The organism is Motilimonas cestriensis, from assembly GCF_021295315.1.
GTDB lineage: Bacteria > Pseudomonadota > Gammaproteobacteria > Enterobacterales > CBDFNC01 > Motilimonas > Motilimonas cestriensis.
The window spans coordinates 1-18,747 of the sequence record NZ_JAIMJA010000038.1; the positions used below are offsets into that span (position 1 = coordinate 1).

The 18,747-nt window shown below is 43.1% G+C and carries 21 protein-coding genes and 1 pseudogene; 5 read left to right on the forward strand and 17 right to left on the reverse strand.

What is annotated here, in order from left to right; all coding sequences use genetic code 11:
- Positions 1-274: 274 nt before the first annotated feature.
- From K6Y31_RS21080 to mioC, 14 genes are all read right to left on the reverse strand, one after another.
- Positions 275-703 (reverse strand): F0F1 ATP synthase subunit epsilon, encoded by a 429-nt coding sequence (locus K6Y31_RS21080; RefSeq protein WP_232804153.1) that lies wholly within the window; start codon positions 701-703, stop codon positions 275-277.
- A 17-nt stretch (positions 704-720) separates the two neighbouring features.
- Positions 721-2,109, reverse strand: a complete 1,389-nt coding sequence (atpD, locus tag K6Y31_RS21085; RefSeq protein WP_233055023.1) for a F0F1 ATP synthase subunit beta — start codon at positions 2,107-2,109, stop codon at positions 721-723.
- Positions 2,110-2,142: 33 nt separating this feature from the next.
- Complete coding sequence (gene atpG / locus K6Y31_RS21090) at positions 2,143-3,009, reverse strand: F0F1 ATP synthase subunit gamma (protein ID WP_233055024.1); 867 nt, start codon at positions 3,007-3,009, stop codon at positions 2,143-2,145.
- Positions 3,010-3,057: 48 nt separating this feature from the next.
- A complete protein-coding gene (atpA, locus tag K6Y31_RS21095; RefSeq protein ID WP_232804150.1) occupies positions 3,058-4,599 on the reverse strand; it encodes a F0F1 ATP synthase subunit alpha in 1,542 nt (513 codons plus the stop codon).
- A 12-nt stretch (positions 4,600-4,611) separates the two neighbouring features.
- Positions 4,612-5,145 carry a F0F1 ATP synthase subunit delta gene (atpH, locus tag K6Y31_RS21100; RefSeq protein ID WP_233055025.1) on the reverse strand — a complete coding sequence of 178 codons (534 nt, stop codon included), beginning with the start codon at positions 5,143-5,145 and terminating at the stop codon, positions 4,612-4,614.
- 13 nt (positions 5,146-5,158) lie between these two features.
- Positions 5,159-5,629 carry a F0F1 ATP synthase subunit B gene (atpF, locus tag K6Y31_RS21105; protein WP_233055026.1) on the reverse strand — a complete coding sequence of 157 codons (471 nt, stop codon included), beginning with the start codon at positions 5,627-5,629 and terminating at the stop codon, positions 5,159-5,161.
- Positions 5,630-5,662: 33 nt separating this feature from the next.
- Positions 5,663-5,917: a F0F1 ATP synthase subunit C gene (gene atpE / locus K6Y31_RS21110; protein WP_232804147.1), complete on the reverse strand. Its 255-nt coding sequence runs from the start codon at positions 5,915-5,917 to the stop codon at positions 5,663-5,665.
- Between the two features lie 51 nt (positions 5,918-5,968).
- On the reverse strand, positions 5,969-6,745 hold the full coding sequence (gene atpB / locus K6Y31_RS21115) for a F0F1 ATP synthase subunit A (RefSeq protein ID WP_233055027.1): 777 nt from the start codon (positions 6,743-6,745) through the stop codon (positions 5,969-5,971).
- On the reverse strand, positions 6,729-7,139 hold the full coding sequence (locus K6Y31_RS21120; RefSeq protein ID WP_233055028.1) for an ATP synthase subunit I: 411 nt from the start codon (positions 7,137-7,139) through the stop codon (positions 6,729-6,731). Before K6Y31_RS21120 ends, atpB begins: the two co-directional genes overlap by 17 nt.
- Before the next feature lie 216 nt (positions 7,140-7,355).
- Positions 7,356-8,273 carry a ParB/RepB/Spo0J family partition protein gene (locus tag K6Y31_RS21125; RefSeq protein ID WP_233055029.1) on the reverse strand — a complete coding sequence of 306 codons (918 nt, stop codon included), beginning with the start codon at positions 8,271-8,273 and terminating at the stop codon, positions 7,356-7,358.
- 9 nt (positions 8,274-8,282) lie between these two features.
- Positions 8,283-9,074, reverse strand: coding sequence for a ParA family protein (locus K6Y31_RS21130; protein ID WP_233055030.1), 792 nt, complete (start codon positions 9,072-9,074; stop codon positions 8,283-8,285).
- A gap of 35 nt (positions 9,075-9,109) precedes the next feature.
- Entirely contained in the window at positions 9,110-9,730 is a 621-nt protein-coding gene (rsmG, locus tag K6Y31_RS21135) for a 16S rRNA (guanine(527)-N(7))-methyltransferase RsmG (RefSeq protein WP_233055031.1), read from the reverse strand.
- 9 nt (positions 9,731-9,739) lie between these two features.
- Positions 9,740-11,629, reverse strand: a complete 1,890-nt coding sequence (mnmG, locus tag K6Y31_RS21140) for a tRNA uridine-5-carboxymethylaminomethyl(34) synthesis enzyme MnmG (protein WP_233055032.1) — start codon at positions 11,627-11,629, stop codon at positions 9,740-9,742.
- A gap of 494 nt (positions 11,630-12,123) precedes the next feature.
- Positions 12,124-12,576: an FMN-binding protein MioC gene (gene mioC / locus K6Y31_RS21145; protein WP_233055033.1), complete on the reverse strand. Its 453-nt coding sequence runs from the start codon at positions 12,574-12,576 to the stop codon at positions 12,124-12,126.
- Between the two features lie 270 nt (positions 12,577-12,846).
- Here mioC and K6Y31_RS21150 point away from each other — a divergent pair, with 270 nt between their 5' ends.
- Genes K6Y31_RS21150 through K6Y31_RS21165 form a run of 4 tightly spaced genes read left to right on the forward strand, consistent with a single transcriptional unit; the run spans position 12,847 to position 15,142 of the window.
- Positions 12,847-13,107 carry a BufA1 family periplasmic bufferin-type metallophore gene (locus K6Y31_RS21150; RefSeq protein ID WP_233055034.1) on the forward strand — a complete coding sequence of 87 codons (261 nt, stop codon included), beginning with the start codon at positions 12,847-12,849 and terminating at the stop codon, positions 13,105-13,107.
- On the forward strand, positions 13,107-13,931 hold the full coding sequence (gene bufB, locus K6Y31_RS21155; RefSeq protein WP_233055036.1) for an MNIO family bufferin maturase: 825 nt from the start codon (positions 13,107-13,109) through the stop codon (positions 13,929-13,931). The genes K6Y31_RS21150 and bufB overlap by 1 nt, the downstream gene beginning before the upstream one ends.
- Positions 13,924-14,691 (forward strand): HvfC/BufC N-terminal domain-containing protein, encoded by a 768-nt coding sequence (locus K6Y31_RS21160; protein WP_233055037.1) that lies wholly within the window; start codon positions 13,924-13,926, stop codon positions 14,689-14,691. Before bufB ends, K6Y31_RS21160 begins: the two co-directional genes overlap by 8 nt.
- A 1-nt stretch (position 14,692) precedes the next feature.
- Positions 14,693-15,142, forward strand: a complete 450-nt coding sequence (locus tag K6Y31_RS21165) for a DoxX family protein (protein WP_233055038.1) — start codon at positions 14,693-14,695, stop codon at positions 15,140-15,142.
- Positions 15,143-15,191: 49 nt separating this feature from the next.
- Here K6Y31_RS21165 and K6Y31_RS21170 read toward each other — a convergent pair whose 3' ends face one another.
- From K6Y31_RS21170 to K6Y31_RS22215, 3 genes are all read right to left on the reverse strand, one after another.
- Entirely contained in the window at positions 15,192-15,866 is a 675-nt protein-coding gene (locus K6Y31_RS21170; protein ID WP_233055039.1) for a MaoC family dehydratase, read from the reverse strand.
- 211 nt (positions 15,867-16,077) lie between these two features.
- Positions 16,078-16,569 (reverse strand): methylated-DNA--[protein]-cysteine S-methyltransferase, encoded by a 492-nt coding sequence (locus tag K6Y31_RS21175; protein WP_233055040.1) that lies wholly within the window; start codon positions 16,567-16,569, stop codon positions 16,078-16,080.
- A gap of 83 nt (positions 16,570-16,652) precedes the next feature.
- Entirely contained in the window at positions 16,653-17,153 is a 501-nt protein-coding gene (locus K6Y31_RS22215) for a MarR family winged helix-turn-helix transcriptional regulator (protein WP_233055041.1), read from the reverse strand.
- 809 nt (positions 17,154-17,962) lie between these two features.
- Here K6Y31_RS22215 and K6Y31_RS21185 point away from each other — a divergent pair.
- Positions 17,963-18,328, forward strand: a pseudogene (locus tag K6Y31_RS21185) (META domain-containing protein); the annotation flags it as partial.
- Positions 18,329-18,747 lie beyond the last annotated feature (419 nt).

Below are 18,747 nucleotides of genomic sequence, written 5' to 3' on the forward strand. Positions count from 1 at the left end.
ATCGTTAATTTGCATTAAATTATCGATTTCTTTTCTGGTTAGAAGGCTAAGCTTCTTAACCACCTGATGTTGCGTTGCGCCTTGCGCTGTGCCGTCTCAGTGATTGCGCATTATAGGGAGATTCGATCTCAGCGCAAGGCTTTTTTTGAAGTTTTTCACACTTTTGTCATAATCGTACAAATATAGAACAACACGGCTACTTAACGCTCAACATTGCGCTTTTAAGACATAAAAAAGGCGACCCTGAGGTCGCCTTTTATTCATTTGCAGAGTATTAACGTCTAACGTGTTTTGTTAGTTCGATAACACGAAGCTTAGCAATCGCTTTTTGTAGCTCAGCTGATGCGCGAGCAAAATCAACATCACCATGTGATGTTTTGATCTTGTCTTCTGCAGCACGTTTCGCTTCTTCTGCTTTTGCTTGATCCAAGTCTTCGCCTCGGATAGCAGTATCAGCCAGAACGGTTACGCCGCCAGGTTGTACCTCAAGGATACCACCGGACACGTAAAACACTTCTTCGTGACCGTGTTGTTTAACCAGACGCACCATACCAGGCTTAATAGGCGTTAATAAAGGTGTATGGCCAGGTAAAATCCCTAACTCACCTTCAGCACCTGAAACCTGGATAGACTCTACTCGACCGCTGAATATTTGTTTTTCAGCGCTTACGACGTCTAAATGCGTGGTCATTTGATTACTCATAACACTCTCCTGCCTAATTACAGGTTCTTAGCTTTTTCCAGCACAGAATCGATGTCACTTGCGTAAAGGAATGCTTGCTCAGGAACATCATCGTAGTCCCCAGCTAATAGACCTTTAAAGCCACGTAGTGTTTCTTTTAGAGGTACGTAACAACCAGGGTTGCCAGTGAATACTTCTGCTACATGGTACTCTTGCGTTAGGAACTTCTCGATCTTACGTGCACGGGCTACGATTAGCTTATCTTCTTCAGATAGCTCGTCCATACCAAGGATAGCAATGATATCTTTCAGCTCTTTGTAGCGCTGTAGAATACCTTGCACACCACGTGCTGTGTCATAGTGCTCTTGACCAACTACTAGTGGGTCTAGCTGACGAGAAGTAGAGTCTAGAGGATCGATTGCTGGGTATAGACCTAGCGATGCGATGTTACGAGACAATACAACTGTTGCATCCAAGTGAGCAAACGTTGTTGCTGGCGATGGATCCGTTAAGTCATCCGCAGGTACGTATACAGCTTGAATAGACGTGATAGAGCCCGTCTTAGTCGAAGTGATACGCTCTTGTAGTACACCCATCTCTTCAGCAAGCGTTGGCTGGTAACCTACCGCAGATGGCATACGACCTAGTAGTGCTGATACTTCCGTACCCGCTAGCGTGTAACGGTAGATGTTATCTACGAAAAGCAGTACGTCACGACCTTCGTCACGGAACTTCTCAGCCATTGTTAGGCCCGTTAGTGCTACGCGTAAACGGTTTCCTGGTGGCTCGTTCATCTGGCCGTAAACCATGGCTACTTTATCAAGTACGCCAGATTCTTCCATCTCGTAGTAGAAGTCGTTACCCTCACGAGTACGCTCACCTACACCAGCAAATACAGAAAGACCCGAGTGCTCTTTTGCGATGTTGTTGATAAGTTCCATCATGTTAACGGTCTTACCAACACCAGCACCACCAAACAGACCCACTTTACCACCTTTAGCGAATGGACAGATAAGGTCGATAACCTTAATGCCTACTTCGAGTAGTTCAGTGCTGCTTGACTGGTCTTCATAAGAAGGCGCAGCGCGGTGAATTTCATATCTTTCTTCTGTCGCAATAGGACCCGCTTCATCGATTGGCTCGCCTAATACGTTCATGATGCGACCTAGAGTAGCAGTACCAACAGGAACCGCGATTGGCGCTTCTGTGTTTACTACTTCTAGACCACGTTGTAGACCCTCTGAAGAACCCATCGCAATGGCACGAACAACGCCGCCACCAATTTGCTGTTGAACTTCCATCACAAGGCCTTGGTTTTGACTTTCGCTTGTGACTTTCAGTGCGTCGTACACTTTTGGTACGCTGTCTTGTGGAAACTCGATGTCCACAACTGCACCGATAATCTGGACGATTTTACCAGTACTCATGTCAATTCCTCTAAAACCTTCATTAAACCTTGCTTAAACCGCTGCAGCGCCGCCACAAATCTCAGATAGTTCCTGAGTAATGGCTGCTTGACGAGCTTTGTTCGCAACTAGTTGGAGATCATCTATCAGGTTACCAGCGTTGTCGGTTGCAGCTTTCATTGCCACCATACGTGCCGCTTGTTCACAGGCTAGGTTTTCTACCACACCTTGATAAACCTGAGATTCAACAAAACGATTCAGCAACGTGTCTAAAATAGACTTAGGTGCTGGTTCGTAGATGTAATCCCAACTGTGCTTACTTAACTCTTCGTCGTCTTCAGCTTTTGGCAAAGGCAGTAACTGATCGATAGTTGGCTTTTGCACCATAGTGTTAACAAACTTGTTATACACCACGAACAAACGATCCAGCTTTCCTTCATTGTACGCATTCAACATTACTTGAACCGAACCAATCAGGTCATTCACTGATGGGCTATCGCCCAAACCGCCTGCTTGTGCTACTACTTTACCGCCGTGGCTGTTAAAAAATGCAGTTGCTTTATTACCGATAACGGCAATATCCACTTCTGTATTCTTGTCCTGCCAACCTTTCATGTCTTTAAGGGCCTGCTTAAACAAGTTAATGTTTAAGCCACCACATAAACCACGATCAGTAGAGACAATAATGTAGCCAACGCGCTTAGCTTCCCTTTCTTCTAAGTAAGGGTGCTGATATTCCAGCTTACCAAGTGCGATGTGACCGATCACTTTGCGCATTGTTTCGGCATAGGGACGGCTGCTTGACATACGCTCTTGCGCACGTCGCATCTTAGATGCTGCAACCATCTCCATGGCGCCAGTGATCTTTTGAGTGTTTTTAATACTCGCGATCTTGTTACGTATTTCTTTAGCGCCGGCCATTTTGTAACTCCTATATGATTAAATACTGACTGCTAATGCAGTTCAGCTTTACCAGGTTTGAGTTGATTTAAAGCTTTCTAAGATACTTGTTAGCTTAGCTTCAATCTCACCGCTGTAATCACCTGATTCATTAAGAGCTGCAATGAAATCGCCGTGCTCGTTCTTCGCATAAGCTTGTAATGCAGATTCGAAATCTAATACTTTGCTTAGCTCAACGTCGCGTAAGAAACCTTTCTCAGCAGCAAACAATGACAGACCTTGTTCAACAATTGACATAGGTGCGTATTGGTGTTGCTTCATCAACTCGGTTACTTTTTGACCGTGGTCAAGCTGCTTACGCGTCGCTTCATCAAGGTCAGAAGCAAACTGAGCAAAGGCTGCTAGTTCACGGTACTGTGCAAGTGCGGTACGGATACCACCAGATAGCTTTTTAACCAGCTTAGTCTGGGCAGAACCACCTACACGAGATACTGAAATACCTGGATCTACCGCTGGACGAATACCGTTGTTAAACAGTTCAGTCGTTAAGAAGATTTGGCCGTCAGTAATAGAGATTACGTTAGTCGGTACGAACGCAGATACGTCACCCGCTTGGGTTTCGATGATAGGTAGCGCAGTTAAAGAACCGGTTTTACCTTTCACTTCACCGTTGGTGAATTTTTCTACGTAGTTTTCGTTAACACGAGCAGCACGCTCAAGTAGACGAGAGTGAAGGTAGAATACATCACCTGGGTATGCTTCACGACCTGGTGGACGCTTCAGCAATAATGAAATCTGACGGTAAGCAACCGCTTGCTTAGACAGATCATCATATACGATCAGCGCATCTTCACCGCGATCACGGAAGTACTCACCCATGGTACAACCAGAGTAAGGCGCTAGGTATTGCAGTGCTGCCGCTTCAGAAGCAGAAGCAACCACCACGATAGTGTTAGCTAGCGCGCCGTGCTCTTCAAGCTTACGTACTACGTTAGCAATAGTCGACGCTTTCTGGCCGATTGCAACATAGATAGAGTAAATACCTGAATTTTTCTGGTTAATGATCGCATCGATTGCGATAGCGGTTTTACCTGTTTGACGGTCACCGATAATCAGCTCACGCTGACCACGACCCACTGGAATCATCGCATCGATTGCTTTCATACCAGTTTGCACAGGTTGGTCTACCGATTTACGTTCGATAACGCCTGGTGCAATCACTTCGATTGGTGAGAAACCATCGTTTTCGATAGGACCTTTACCATCGATAGGTTGACCTAGGGTGTTAACCACACGACCTAATAGACCTTTACCTACTGGAACCTCAAGGATACGACCAGTAGATTTAACTTTTTGACCTTCGGCTAGATCCTGGTAAGGACCCATTACAACCGCACCCACTGAGTCACGCTCAAGGTTTAATGCAATTGCATAGTTACCGTTAGGTAGTTCGATCATTTCACCTTGCATACAGTCAGCAAGGCCATTAATACGAAGGATACCGTCACTTACAGATACGATAGTACCTTCGTTTCGAGCTTCACTCACAACGTTGAAGTTTTCAATGCGTTGTTTGATCAGATCACTGATTTCTGTAGAATTCAGTTGCATGCTCATTCCCCGTTAGGATTGCAGTGAGTCTGCTAGGCGGTCAATTTTACCGCGAACAGAACCATCAATAACTAAATCACCTGCGGTGATTACTAAACCCGCAATAAGCGACTTATCGACACTACAATTCAGCTTCACTTTGCGTGCGAGACGTTTTTCCAAAGAAGCGATAATATCGGCTTCTTGGCCCTTGGTTAGCTCAGTAGCAGAAACAACTTTTGCTTCTACTTCTTGTTTAAACTCAGCCACTAGGCCAAGGTAAAGCTCACTTACCAAAGGTAAAACGCTCAAGCGTCCATTTTCAGCCATCACCTTAATTAGGTTCTGACCGTTCTCATCGAGTTGACCTTCACAGACTGTTAAGAACATTTCAGTCAACTCTGCGCCGGCTCTATCACCTTTTAGCAGCTGAGCTACGCTTTCGTTTTGTGCTACTTGCGCAGCAAAAAACAGCATCTCAGCCCAAGTTTCGGTGTTACCTTTTTCAACGGCAAAATCGAAAGCTGCTTTAGCATAGGGGCGAGCGATTGTAGTCAATTCAGACATAAGCCCCGCTCCCTTAAAGTTCAGCTACAAGTTTGTCAATGATGTCAGCACTTGCCTTAGCATCAACAGAACGCTCGATGATTTTCTCAGCACCCGCAATAGCTAGAACCGCAAGTTGTTTGCGAAGCTCTTCTTTTACACGGTGACGTTCAGCTTCTATTTCAGCTTGGCCTTGCGCGATAATTTTGGCACGCTCAACTTCCGCTTCATGTTTAGCTTCATCGACAATTTGGTTTCTACGCTTGCTCGCTGCATCAATTATATCTGCTGCTTGTACTTTTGCAGCTTTAAGCTGTTCACCAGCTTTAGCTTGCGCGAGTACAAGATCTTTTTCTGCACGACTCGCGTCGGCTAGACCATCAGCAATTTTCTTCTGACGTTCTTCAATCGCATTCATCAATGGTGGCCACACAAACTTCATGCAGAACCATACAAACAATGCGAATGAGATCGCTTGGCCTAGTAGGGTAGCGTTAATACTCATAACGACACACCTCCTTAATTAAGGAAACTAATATTAGCCAAGTTGACTTAGGAATGGGTTTGCAAATACGAAGAACAGTGCAACACCCACAGCAATCATAGAGATCGCATCAAGTAGACCAGCAACGATGAACATTTTAGTTTGTAGCGCAGGTGCTAGCTCAGGTTGACGAGCAGAAGCTTCTAGGAACTTACCACCTAGAATTGCGAAGCCGATTGCAGTACCTAGTGCAGCCAGACCGATCATGATTGCAACAGCGATAGCAGTAAAGCCGATTACAGTTTCCATTTTTCTCTCCGTTTAAATAAAACTTTTTTGTAAAAAAATTAATTAAAAAATTTAGTGATCTTCATGAGCCATACTGAGATATACAATCGTCAGCATCATGAAAATAAAGGCCTGTAGTACAATTACTAAAATATGGAAAATAGCCCAAGGTACAGAAAGTACGAATTGGCTCCACCATGGTAGTAATGCAATCAGAATAAAGATCAACTCACCTGCGTACAGGTTACCGAACAAACGAAGCGCTAACGAAATAGGCTTCGCAATCAAGGTGACTGATTCCAATACAAAGTTAATTGGAATAAGCGCCCAATGATTGAAAGGTTGTAGGGTTAATTCTTTAGTAAACCCTTTGATTCCCTTAACCTTAATGCTGTAGTAAACAATCAAGAAGAACACACTTAGGGATAAACCTAGTGTAATGTTCAAGTCAGTTGTCGGTACAATTTTTAGGTAAGGAACACCCATCTGTGCGGCGGCATGAGGTATAAAGTCAACCGGTATTAAGTCCATTGTATTCATCAGGAAAACCCAAACGAATATGGTTAAACCTAGTGGTGCGATAACCGGATTGCGACCATGGAATGATTCTTTCACCACACCGTCTACAAACTCCACTAGTATTTCAACAAAACATTGAAGTTTACCAGGGACACCTACCGTTGCTTTTTGCCCAACCTTGTAGAAAATCCACAAGAACAGAGCACCTAAGCCTACTGAAAACAGGAGTGAGTCAATGTGCCAAGTCCAGAATCCTTCACCCACTGCCAAATTGGTCAGATGGTGTTGAATATAACCGGAAGCTGTTAATGCTTCACCTTGAGCAGCCATTTTTCATCCCGCTGTTATGGTTAAAAAAGAAAGGAATACTCCATTGCGCAACCAACGCCACAGCAAAAGCCAAATAAAGCGAGAAAATATCTAACTCCATCCATGCTAATGCGATGGCAAGCATCACAATAGTTAGTATTAACTTCACCACCTCTCCGAGGTACAAGCTCATAACCACACTTTTTGATTGTCTTGCGCCTGCATATGCAAAAGCGAGCCAAACAAAAACTAGGTTCGGAACAATGTAAACGGCACCACCGACCAATGCAGATAATCCTGCACCCAATCCCGATACCAATCCACAGACAAGTGTTACCGCTAACACTAATAATGTCTGAAAGCCAACATGTTTCAGTGCAGCCTGACGGCTTTGATCCACTAACTTACCAGACACTCAGTTCTCCCAGCTTAGTTTATTGTTTGTGAATGAATTATTAACACTTGGATAACACACCCATTCAACTGTACAAAAAACGCCACAAATTATACTTGGAAAGTGATTGAATGCAACTCGGGAAAGCATTGATTACAGGGGTTTTGCGGGAATTTGAAATGAACGGGGCTTCACAAAAAGCTAATTACTTTGCAAAAGCCCCATTTTACACGACTTTCAGCCGTTTTCTGGCATAAATTTACCTAAAATATCGTCTAACTCAGTCTCTGATTGATAATCAATTACTAACTTCCCTGAGCCTTTTTTTCCTTGTTTTATAGACACTTGGGAGCCAAGAAAGGCAGAAACCTTAGATTCAATAGAAATAAGGACTGGATCCGCTTCTTTTTTCGGTTTTTCCGAAGCTGGAGCTTGTTGCAGCTTAATTAATTTTTCCGTTTCACGAACCGTCAACCCTTTAGCAACAACTTGTTTTGCTATTTCTGATTGCTGTTCACCAGTCAAACCTAAAAGAGCACGAGCATGCCCCATATCTAAGTCACCATGCTCTAACAAGGTTTTAACATCTTCATTCAAACTGTTAAGTCTAAGTAAATTTGTTACAGTTGTGCGCGACTTACCCACTGCAGTGGCGACTTCTTGATGAGTCAGTTCAAACTCTTGCATCAAACGCTGCAATGCCACCGCTTCTTCCATGGCATTTAAATCTTCACGTTGAATATTCTCAATCAACGCTATCGCGACAGCGGCTTCATCGGTTGCATCTTTTACCACACAGGGCACAGAACTTAAGCCCACTTGTTTAGCGGCACGCCAACGGCGCTCACCGGCAATGATCTCATATTGCTCATCATCCATTACACGCACAATGATAGGCTGTATAACACCTTGCACTCGAATCGAGTTAGCCAGCTCTTCAAGGGCATCAGGTGACATATCTTTACGCGGCTGATACTTACCCGAACGCAGTGCTTGTACAGGTAAATCACATAGATGGCCTTGCGTTTCACTGGCCCGCTGCTGCGCATTATCTCGACTAATATCGGCTTGAACTTGTGCATGACGAGCAGCAGTACTGGTTCCTAGTAAAGCATCTAAACCTTTACCTAAGCCGCGTTTTTTAGGAAGTGTCATAACCAGCCTCTAAGCATGAACGAGTTGAGTTTGTTTTTGTTCTTCGCGGCGCAACATCTCACCGGCTAATGCTAAGTATGCCTTAGCGCCATTTGAACCTTTGTCGTAATACATTGCCGGCGTACCAAAACTCGGTGCTTCAGCCAGTCGCACATTACGCGGGATCACGGTGCGATACACTTTTTCACCAAAATGAAGTTTAAGTTGATCCGATACGTCTGAAGATAAACGGTTACGAGGATCGTACATGGTACGTAAGATCCCTTCGATTTTAAGGTCGCTATTGATCACCGCAGCAAGCTTGCTAATGGTATCAACTAACGCCGTTAAGCCTTCTAAGGCGTAATATTCGCACTGCATTGGCACTAACACAGAGTGAGCAGCGGAAAGGGCATTGACCGTCAACATGTTTAATGACGGGGGACAGTCAATAAACACATAATCGTAATTATTCGCTTCGGCTTCCAGCATAGATCGCAAGCGAGTTTCTCTTGCAAAACAATCCATCAGCCTAATTTCAGCAGCGGTAACATCGCCGTTAGCAGCAATTAAATGGTAGCCACCGGAGGTTTCCTTCACGACCGCTTCAGAAATCGGCTTTTCGTCAATTAAGACATCATAAGCCGTCGCATCGACATTGTATTTATCAACACCACTGCCCATGGTGGCGTTACCTTGAGGATCGAGGTCTATAACCAGTATTTTGCGCTTAGTTGCAGCTAATGAAGCGGCGAGGTTGACACAGGTGGTGGTTTTTCCAACACCACCTTTTTGGTTGGCAATCGCTATTATTTTTCCCACGATGTTCCCTATAGAACAGCTTGCCGGAGCAGGCGTTACACTTTTTTAATCAAAACCAGATGGCGTTGGCCTTCTAACTCTGGAACGGTTAACTTGTGCGTAGCCACTAATTCAAAACCATCTGGTAAGCTTGCTATTTCCTCATCAGGTAATAGCCCCTTCAAGGCAATAAATACACCTTGTTTTGCAGGTAAATGAGGACACCATTTCAACATGTCGTGTAAGGATGCAAACGCACGACTTAAAACCCCATCAAACCCTGCCTCATCATGAAATTCCTCAACTCGGCTTTGTACTGGAGTGACGTTTTTAATGCCTAGCTCTAACAGTACCTGGCGAATAAAGCGAATTCGTTTACCTAAACTATCAAGCAATACAAACTCTTTATCGGGATTCATAATGGCTAAAGGTAGGCCAGGTAAACCGGGTCCCGTACCAACATCGATAAAGCGTTGTCCTTGTAAATAAGGGCTGACCACTATGCTATCAAGAATATGTTTTACTAACATGTCTTCTGGGTTACGCACTGAAGTCAGATTGTACGCCTTGTTCCACTTATGCAGCAAGTTGACCAAGGCAATCAGCTGTGATTTTTGTTGATCGGACACCGATAAATCAGTCTTTTTTATCAAATTGTCCAGTTTTTGTTCTAACACAAGCAACCCTTAACCAGCTTTACGTAATAAGCCTAATTTTTTTAAATGAATTAACAAAATCGAGACCGCTGCAGGGGTGATCCCGGAAATGCGAGAGGCCTTACCGACTGTTTCAGGACGAGCATCAGCTAATTTCGCTTTCACTTCGTTAGACAAACCAGAAATTGTTGTGTAGTCAAAATCGGTTGGTAGCACAGTATGCTCGTTACGTTTTTGACGGTTAATTTCCTCTTGCTGGCGTTCAATATATCCCTGATACTTAATCTGTATTTCAACTTGTTCAGCCGCTTGCACGTGCTCAAGTTTAGGTCCTAATGCTTCAATTTCCATTAAAGAATCATAAGTCAGCTCTGGACGACGCAATAATTCCTCCAGTGAGTGCTCACGCGTTAATGGATTTTTTAATTTAGTATTAAGCTGATCAAGATAAGGTGAGCCCATATGTGCCCAAGTGGCTTTTAGCCGTTGGCGTTCAGACTCAATCAATTCTAATTTTTCATTAAATGCTTGCCAGCGATGATCGTCCACCAAACCAACTTCTCGCCCTTTAGCGGTTAGACGAATATCAGCATTGTCTTCACGCAGCAGTAAACGATATTCGGCGCGGCTAGTAAACATACGGTACGGTTCTTTGGTACCTAATGTTGAAAGATCGTCGATTAGTACGCCGATATAGGCTTCATCACGCTCAGGGCTCCAACCTTCTTTGCCTTGTGCGCTTAAGGCAGCATTCATACCCGCAATTAAACCTTGCGCACCGGCTTCTTCATAACCAGTGGTGCCGTTGATTTGACCCGCAAAGAATAAGCCTTGGATAAATTTGTTTTCAAAGGTTTGTTTTAAATCGCGTGGATCAAAGTAATCATATTCAATCGCATAACCTGGACGAGTAATATGCGCATTCTCAAACCCTTTCATTGAACGAACGATTTGCACTTGAACATCAAATGGCAAACTAGTTGATATGCCATTTGGGTATAACTCATGGGTTGTGAGTCCTTCAGGCTCGATAAAGATCTGATGTGATGCTTTATCTGCAAAGCGCATTACCTTGTCTTCAATTGAAGGGCAATATCTTGGCCCGATCCCTTCTATCACACCGGCATACATTGGACTGCGATCTAAATTATTACGGATCACCTCGTGAGTACGCTCATTGGTATGTGTAATAAAACACGGGATCTGAGTTGGATGATCTGTACGAGATCCTAAGAACGAGAATACCGGTGTCGGGTTATCACCCGCTTGGATTTGTAATTCCGAAAAATCAACTGTTCTAGCGTCGATGCGGGGAGGCGTTCCTGTTTTTAAGCGATCAATGCGCAATGGTAACTCGCGTAAACGGTGTGCTAATGAGATTGATGGTGGATCACCCGCTCGGCCACCACTGTGATTGGCCATACCAATATGGATCAACCCGTTAAGAAAAGTACCTACGGTTAATACCACTGACTTTGCACGGATCTTCAAGCCCATTTGCGTGACGACACCAACAACGCGATCGTTTTCAACAATCAAATCATCACACGCTTGTTGGAAGATCTTTAAATTCTCTTGGTTTTCTAGTTTGCTGCGGACAGCGGCTTTGTATAGCGCTCGATCTGCTTGTGCCCGTGTGGCACGAACGGCTGGGCCTTTGCTTGAATTCAAAGTGCGAAACTGAATACCGGCAAGATCTGTCGCTTGGGCCATGATCCCACCCAAGGCGTCGATCTCTTTTACCAAATGCCCTTTGCCAATGCCGCCTATGGCTGGATTACATGACATTTGGCCAAGGGTATCAACGTTATGAGTTAACAATAACGTGTTTTGTCCCATTCGAGCAGCAGCGGCTGCGGCTTCTGTACCAGCATGGCCACCACCAACAACGATCACATCAAAATACTCGTGGTAATTCATATATCCTCAAAACAGCATAGATCTAAAAAACAGCCGCGCATTCTAACCCTTATTGTTGCTCGGGAGAAGGATCAAATGATCATTAAAAAAATCCCTTTGGATCTAAATAAATATATATAGATCTTTAAAGATCTTTCTTATTAGATCTTAATATTAGATCTGACGAGATCCGTGGATAACCCCTTTTATGATCATGAGATCAAGATCTTAACCATGATCATCTCGTGTGGACAGGGTGGGATCTTGCTCCGCATATGCTGAGTTTAACTTAGCTGTTTATCCACAACCTAGGTTTGTGGATAAACTATATAGAGGATAACTAACGGTTAATAAGAGCTTAGATCTACACTTATACACAAAAAATAATACAAAAAAGATCGCTTTGTTGATGATTTTTATCGGTCGTTGGGAGGTTAGTTGGCTGTTTTTGAGTAAGCGGGGCGGAGAATTTGGCAAAACCAAGTGTCGTTTCTTGGCTTTGCTCTATTGAACGGTTATTTATTGACCTTTTCTAGCCAACTTGGGATCCAGCTTTCAGCTGCATCTTCTGGTATCGGGTATTCCTGAATGTCGATCTTTAAGGGTTCGGCTGTTTGTACCCCGCCAAGATCTTGTAATAGGGCATCTATTTTTAACCCTGCCTCACAAAAGGTGTCGTAGCTCGAATCTCCGAGCGCAATTACCCCGTAACGTAGGCCTTTTAAACTAGGTCTTTGCACGGTGAGTTGATGAGCAAAATCTTGTATCGATTCTGGATAGTCGCCTGCGCCATGAGTAGAAGTGACAACGAACCAAATTTGTTTTTCGTTAATAGGAAGTGTTGCTAGGTCGGCTGGGTTATGAAGTTGGTAAGCACAGCCTGATTCTTCTATATAAGGAATGAGTGCATCCGCTATGTATTCAGATGCGCCCATCGTTGTACCGACAATAAGGTGGATAGTGGTCATCGAGATTCCTTTCGCAAGAGGTTATTTATCTGCACCATTATATTTAGTCTTTGTCTTTAAATATATGCTTGACCTTGCAACTCCCTTTAAACCTTGCTTACGGCGAGAGTGTCACAAAAAGAGTGCTGATTAAATATATAAAACAATTAGTTGAATTTTTATCAATGTTTTTTGAAATAAATATCAGGTTGGTCCGGTTTTGTTAATAGAGTGTGTCAAACAATGGCGCATTCTTATTTTCCACTTATTTCTATTAACAAAGGTCCGACAATGAAAAAATCAAATATCGCATTAGCTTCCGCTATTTCTGGTGTATTAGCGCTAGGTGCAACCATGATTAGCAGCCCTGCAATGGCTGCTGAAAAAGAGAAATGCTACGGCGTTGCCAAAGCTGGGCAAAATGATTGTGCAACTAAATCCAGCTCTTGCGCGGGCACCTCAAAGGTCGACAACCAAGGTGATGCTTTTATTGCTGTTCCGAAAGGATTATGTGACAAATTAGCGGGTGGCAGCTTAGAGCCTAAAGAGTAATGTCTTTTGCCAAGCTAACGGGCGGGGTAGGCATTGGCCTACGCCATCCGCATTTTGCTGAGATCCTTGAAACAAAGCCTGAGCTGGCTTTTCTAGAGATACACAGTGAAAACTATTTTAATCCACATGGCCAAAGTCGCTATTACCTCGACCAATTGATGTTGCAATACCCCATATCGTGTCATGGTATTGGCTTATCTCTAGGCAGTAGTGATCCTTTAAGTGCTTCACATTTAATGCAATTAAAAGATCTTGTTGATCACTGCCAACCGGTGCTGATTTCAGAGCACTTGAGTTGGGGATCCATTAATGGGCAGTTCTTTAATGATCTGTTACCCCTACCTTATACACAGGAACTACTCAATCATTTCTCGGCTCGTGTTGAGCAAGTTCAAGACATTTTGGGTCGCCAGATCTTGATTGAAAATCCATCTGCTTATTTGCAATTTAGTACCGTAGAAATGCCTGAGTGGGCATTATTGAATGCGCTAGTAGAGCGAACGGGCTGTGGCTTATTACTTGATTTAAATAATATTTATGTCAGCGCTATGAATCTAGGTTTCAGTAGCAGTGAGTATTTAGCGGAAATTAATGCTAACGCGGTGCAAGAAGTTCATCTGGCTGGGTTCACCCGCAAAGTGTTACCTGAAGGTGAGATCTTGATTGATACTCACGGCAGTCGTGTCAGTGATCCGGTTTGGCATTTATACCAAAGTTACCTTAAAGCGAATCCAACGGTGGCAACACTGATTGAGTGGGATAGCGATATTCCCCCATTATCAGTACTGCTTGAAGAGCAACAAAAGGCGCTCGTTTATGGTTAAGCAGATTACTCTAAAGCAACTGCAAATCGAGTTTGGCGCAGCGCTGCGCTATCAGGCATCGGATATTGAGCAGTATGTGTCGGGCGGCGGCTTTTCTGCCGAGCAAGTGATCCAACTGTACCGGAATAACTTTGTTATTTCTTGTTGCGCTGCATTACAAGCCAGCTTTCCTGTGACACATAAACTTGTTGGTGATGAGTTCTTTACCAGTGTGACAAGGCAATGGGTATTGGCGCATCCACCGCAGTCAGGAAATATTATCGATTATGGTGAGGGCTTTGCCTCTTGGTTAGCAGCATTACCGCAATTAGCGTCATTGCCTTACGTTGCCAGTATTGCACAATTGGAGTGGCTGATAGAGCAAACCGCGTCGGCTGAAATTGTTTCAAAGGTATTTCCTTTTGCTGATTTAGCTGCGATCCCAGCCACGTTATATCCCCTTTTAACGTTTCATTTGGCGCCGCAATTTACCTTATGCGGTGCAGCAGAAGCTATTTATCCCCTTTATCAAATGGCGCAGCAAGACCAATTTGAAGCCATCAACTTAAACATGCCTAGTTACGTTTTATTGCAAAAGCAGCCTGATTTTACAGTTAGCTTGCAGCCATTAGGCGAAGCTGATTATCAGTTTCTTTTAGGGTGTACCCAAGGGCTTACCCTAGCAAATATAGCGGAGCAATTGGGAATTGATCCTAGCCATTATATTCAAACCTATATTGCTCAAGGGGTACTTAACCGATTTAGTTGCCAGGAGCGCTAGCATGAAAACATTAATACAAACTTATGATAAAGCGATGTCAGCGATGCTGGCTTATTTTGTTCCCTTGCTGTTGTTATCGACTCGGTTGTGGGTCGCTTGGGTCTTTTTTCGCTCGGGGTTACTTAAGTTCAATAGTTGGGACAGTACGTTATATTTGTTTGAGTCGGAATATCAGGTGCCGATAATCCCTTGGCTGTGGGCGGCATATTTAGGCACGGCGGCTGAGCTGATCTTACCGGTATTTCTTGCTTTAGGCTTGTTAACTAGGCCGATGGCAGCCGTGTTATTCGTGTTTAATATTATTGCTGTGGTGTCTTATCCGGTATTGTGGGATGGCGGCTTTTATGACCATCAACTATGGGGATTAATGATTTTAATCAATGTGGTTTGGGGAGCTGGGCCCATTGCTGTTGATACATGGTTACGTAGAAAATGGTGTGATAAGGGCTAAAGGATGAGCAAGCCTGCTCAATGGCAATGAACAGGCTTGTTGTATTGTTTTAGAAGTAGAGTCTGACCACTGACTCGGTGACACAAGCAGGGCGTCTACATCCTTCTATTTCTACTGAAATTTCTTTCACTAACTCTAAGCCACGCTTAATGGGATTAACCTTACATAAACGTGTTCGGGCGCGAATGCGGCTACCCACCTTAACCGGGTATGGAAAACGCACCTGATTTAGGCCGTAATTCACGGTCATTTTAGCGGTTGGATAACGTGGCTTTTCGCTATCGACACTCTCTGTTAATACCGGCAATAGAGAGAGGGTTAAAAAGCCATGGGCAATAGTTGTTTTAAACGGTGATTGCTCTTCAGCACGACTTGGATCGGTATGGATCCACTGGTAATCTTGGGTCACTTTGGCAAATTCATCGATGGTTTGCTGAGTGATATCAAACCAAGGCCCTATGTGAATTTCTTCACCCAGTTGCTGCGATAAATCTTCTAGCACCGCTTCAGCCTTAGGATGCAACTCAATTTCTTTGGTTGCAACACTGTTAGAGTTAGAAATCAGTTGATGTTCTCTCGCCCAGTTTGCCAGTTGGTTGTTATGTGCTTTGTTAAGGAACTCGATCCAATAGTCACGAATAGTGGGTGATAACCAGTCTTTTAGCTCAAACGGGTTTTGTGCCAGAATTTCTTTTTTTTGTTTAAGAAAATCAACAACTTTCATTGTTTTATCCTGTTTGTATTGGTGCATGTTGAGGCGTAAACAGCTGAATTTACAGTCGTTATTTATTTGCTGATAACGAAACATTTAATTTAAGACCGCAAACTAAGCGATAGGTTGCTTTTTTTTGCTAATAATTACAGATGCGGTATTGCTAGACAGCTGCTAATAGCCGGTCATTATAGTATAAAACCACATAAAGTATTATTTTGTTTTAGATCGATGATTCTAGGTGCAATAAAAAGGCTTTTTTTTCTATTCCAGCAGAATATCCCGCTAACTTTCCTGATGTCGCAATAACGCGATGACAAGGGTTGCATAAAATCAGCGGATTTTTGCCTATTGCTTGGGCAATTGCACGCACGGCCTTGGGTTTTTTTAGCTGATCGGCCATCCATTTATAAGTTACCGTCTCACCATAGGGGATGCTGGTTAACTGCTGCCAGACTTGCTGTTGAAATTCACTCCCTTTGGCATTAAGAGGAAGATCGAATTGCTTTAAGGCTAAGTCAAAATACGCATTAACTTGCTTTCTTGTTTCTTGAAATAATGCAGTCGTTGCGGATGTTGCCTCTAAGGTGACAAATTGGTAAGAAGGCAGATAGGGCTGTTTCTTTTGATTGCTAAAGTAGAGCCCTGTCAGTTGGTCTGCTTCACTAAAGGCCAACATCTCACCCTGAAGGGTATTGAAACGAGTATAAAACACAGCCTATTCCTCAATCAAAACGACATAATAACATCTAGTTGTACTGCATTCTAAGTTAAGTATTTTGTCAAAGATGATTGAAATCAATATATGTTTGATTTTTGTTTGACTATTTTATTCAGTAACCTGTTTAACTCAACTAGCTCGTCTGCAGACATTACGTCTACGCTTTGCCCTCTCACATAGTTCAAATTATCATATAAAGTCTCTATCAGAGTTCTTCCTTTAGGGGTTAAGGCAAGTGTTTTTGAGCGTTGATCTTGTGGATGGCGGGCATCGGTAATTAAGTCTTTGCCAATGAGTTTGTGGATGACCTTGGTTAACCCCCCTGAGCTAAATAGAAGATATTGGGCGAGGTTTTTTGGTGTTAGCTGTTGCGGTGCTGGCTGGCGTCTTAGTGCCATTAATACATTAAATTCAGCGACCGATAGCTGGCTTGGCTGTATTACTGAGTTTAATTCTTGTAAATGAAAATGATGTAACCGATGGATTTTCACTGCTATTTCACTGGGCTCTGAAATAAACCAATTCTTTTTCATCTTATCGATTATCTCCTCGGTCGAGGATAATAATACTTTACTCACATTAACCACCTTTATGTGTAACTAGCTTTCTAGAAAACTAGTTTCGAACAAATATAACGAGTAGAATAGAGTTTAATCTACTTATCAAGAATAGCGTGTTGTCTTGTGAATATTCGCCATATATATCAAGTTCTTAAGTATTTAGAGGGAAATGCTTAAAAACTTTTTTTGATAGATTTTATGGTTAATTTTTAATAATCGATTAGTGTTTTTATAATGTTTTTTACTGAGTTATATACACTTTAAATCGATATTATCTATTTAATCGTTTTCTGTTTTTTGTATGTGTAATCGATATATTGGACATTTTATTCTGCTATTTAATTATAATTATTCGATTGAAACGACTTTTTTAGCTAATTGCGGGCTATTGTTTTTTGAGCAGGCAGGCTGATTTTGGTTGGCGTGTTACGCACTTAGTGGGAGCGCTCACCAGCTAATGGGCCATCAGTTTGTCTGCTCTTTCTCTATTTACTTTAGCTTATGGCTGCAATATACGTTTGCTAAATTCAACTGATCGTGAGCATTTGGCGATAACTAGTCTTTTTCAGCTTGAAACAACATGTTCAAATACTATTGAAGGCTTTACACCTCATTGAGCTGATAGGTCGTCTCTCATTATTCACCGTCAGTAGCCTGTCACCCTGCCTAATTAAACATTGTTATCTATATTTAGAAGCGACAATCATTAATGCTAAAATACGAAATGTTGGCTATCAGATAATTTAATAAATTACGCTATTAGTGATTTTCTGGGTGATTTATGCGGCTCTGACTGGTGTTTATAACTAAGTAAGGTTGTGTGCTTTATGTTTTCTAAGGTTTCCTTGAGTCAATTTAGCTTATGTTTATCCATTATATTTGCAGCCCTTGGATTGGGAGCTTGCGATAAATTAGTCAATCAAACCCCGGCGCCGTCGCTAGTCATAGAGCAAAAAAGCGAGCTTTTCTTACCCGAAGGGCGTTGGATTCTGATCCAAAAAGGTGAGCAAAGATTTAGTGCGGAAAGTCAGCCTCAGTTACGTATTCAAGCATCGGATATTAGCGGTAATGATGGTTGTAATCAGTTTACAGGGTCCTATGCCTTGGTTGGTAACCGTTTTAGTGCGCAGGTAGTGAGCACTGAGAAGCTTTGTAATGACGCCCAAGGTGAGCTGTCTAATCGTTTTCAGCAGTTGTTGACTGGCTGCTATTTTGCCTTAAATGGTGCGGATGTCGTATTTAGCCTAGAAGATGAAAACTGGGTATTCCGCCAGCAATCAGATTTAGTGACTGCGAGTGATAGGCAAGGTCATGGGCCTGATGCCGGCTCTATTGAATCAATTTCAGCCCTTATTTGGCAGGGAAAGGTTGGCGCTGCTGTTATTGAGGCATTTTGGTTGGCTGCCAAAGACGGGGAGCCTGTGCCACTTAGCACAATAAAGTTAACTGATACTGCCAAAGGATATTTAACTAATGAACGTAGTGCTGAAGGATCCCCTCATAAATCCCCCAGCGCACAGCCATATTTTCTCAGCTGTTGGGCAAAAATAATGCCCGCAGCTAGTAGTTCTTGCGTACTGACCTCGTAATCAGGCCGCCTCATAACCTCTAG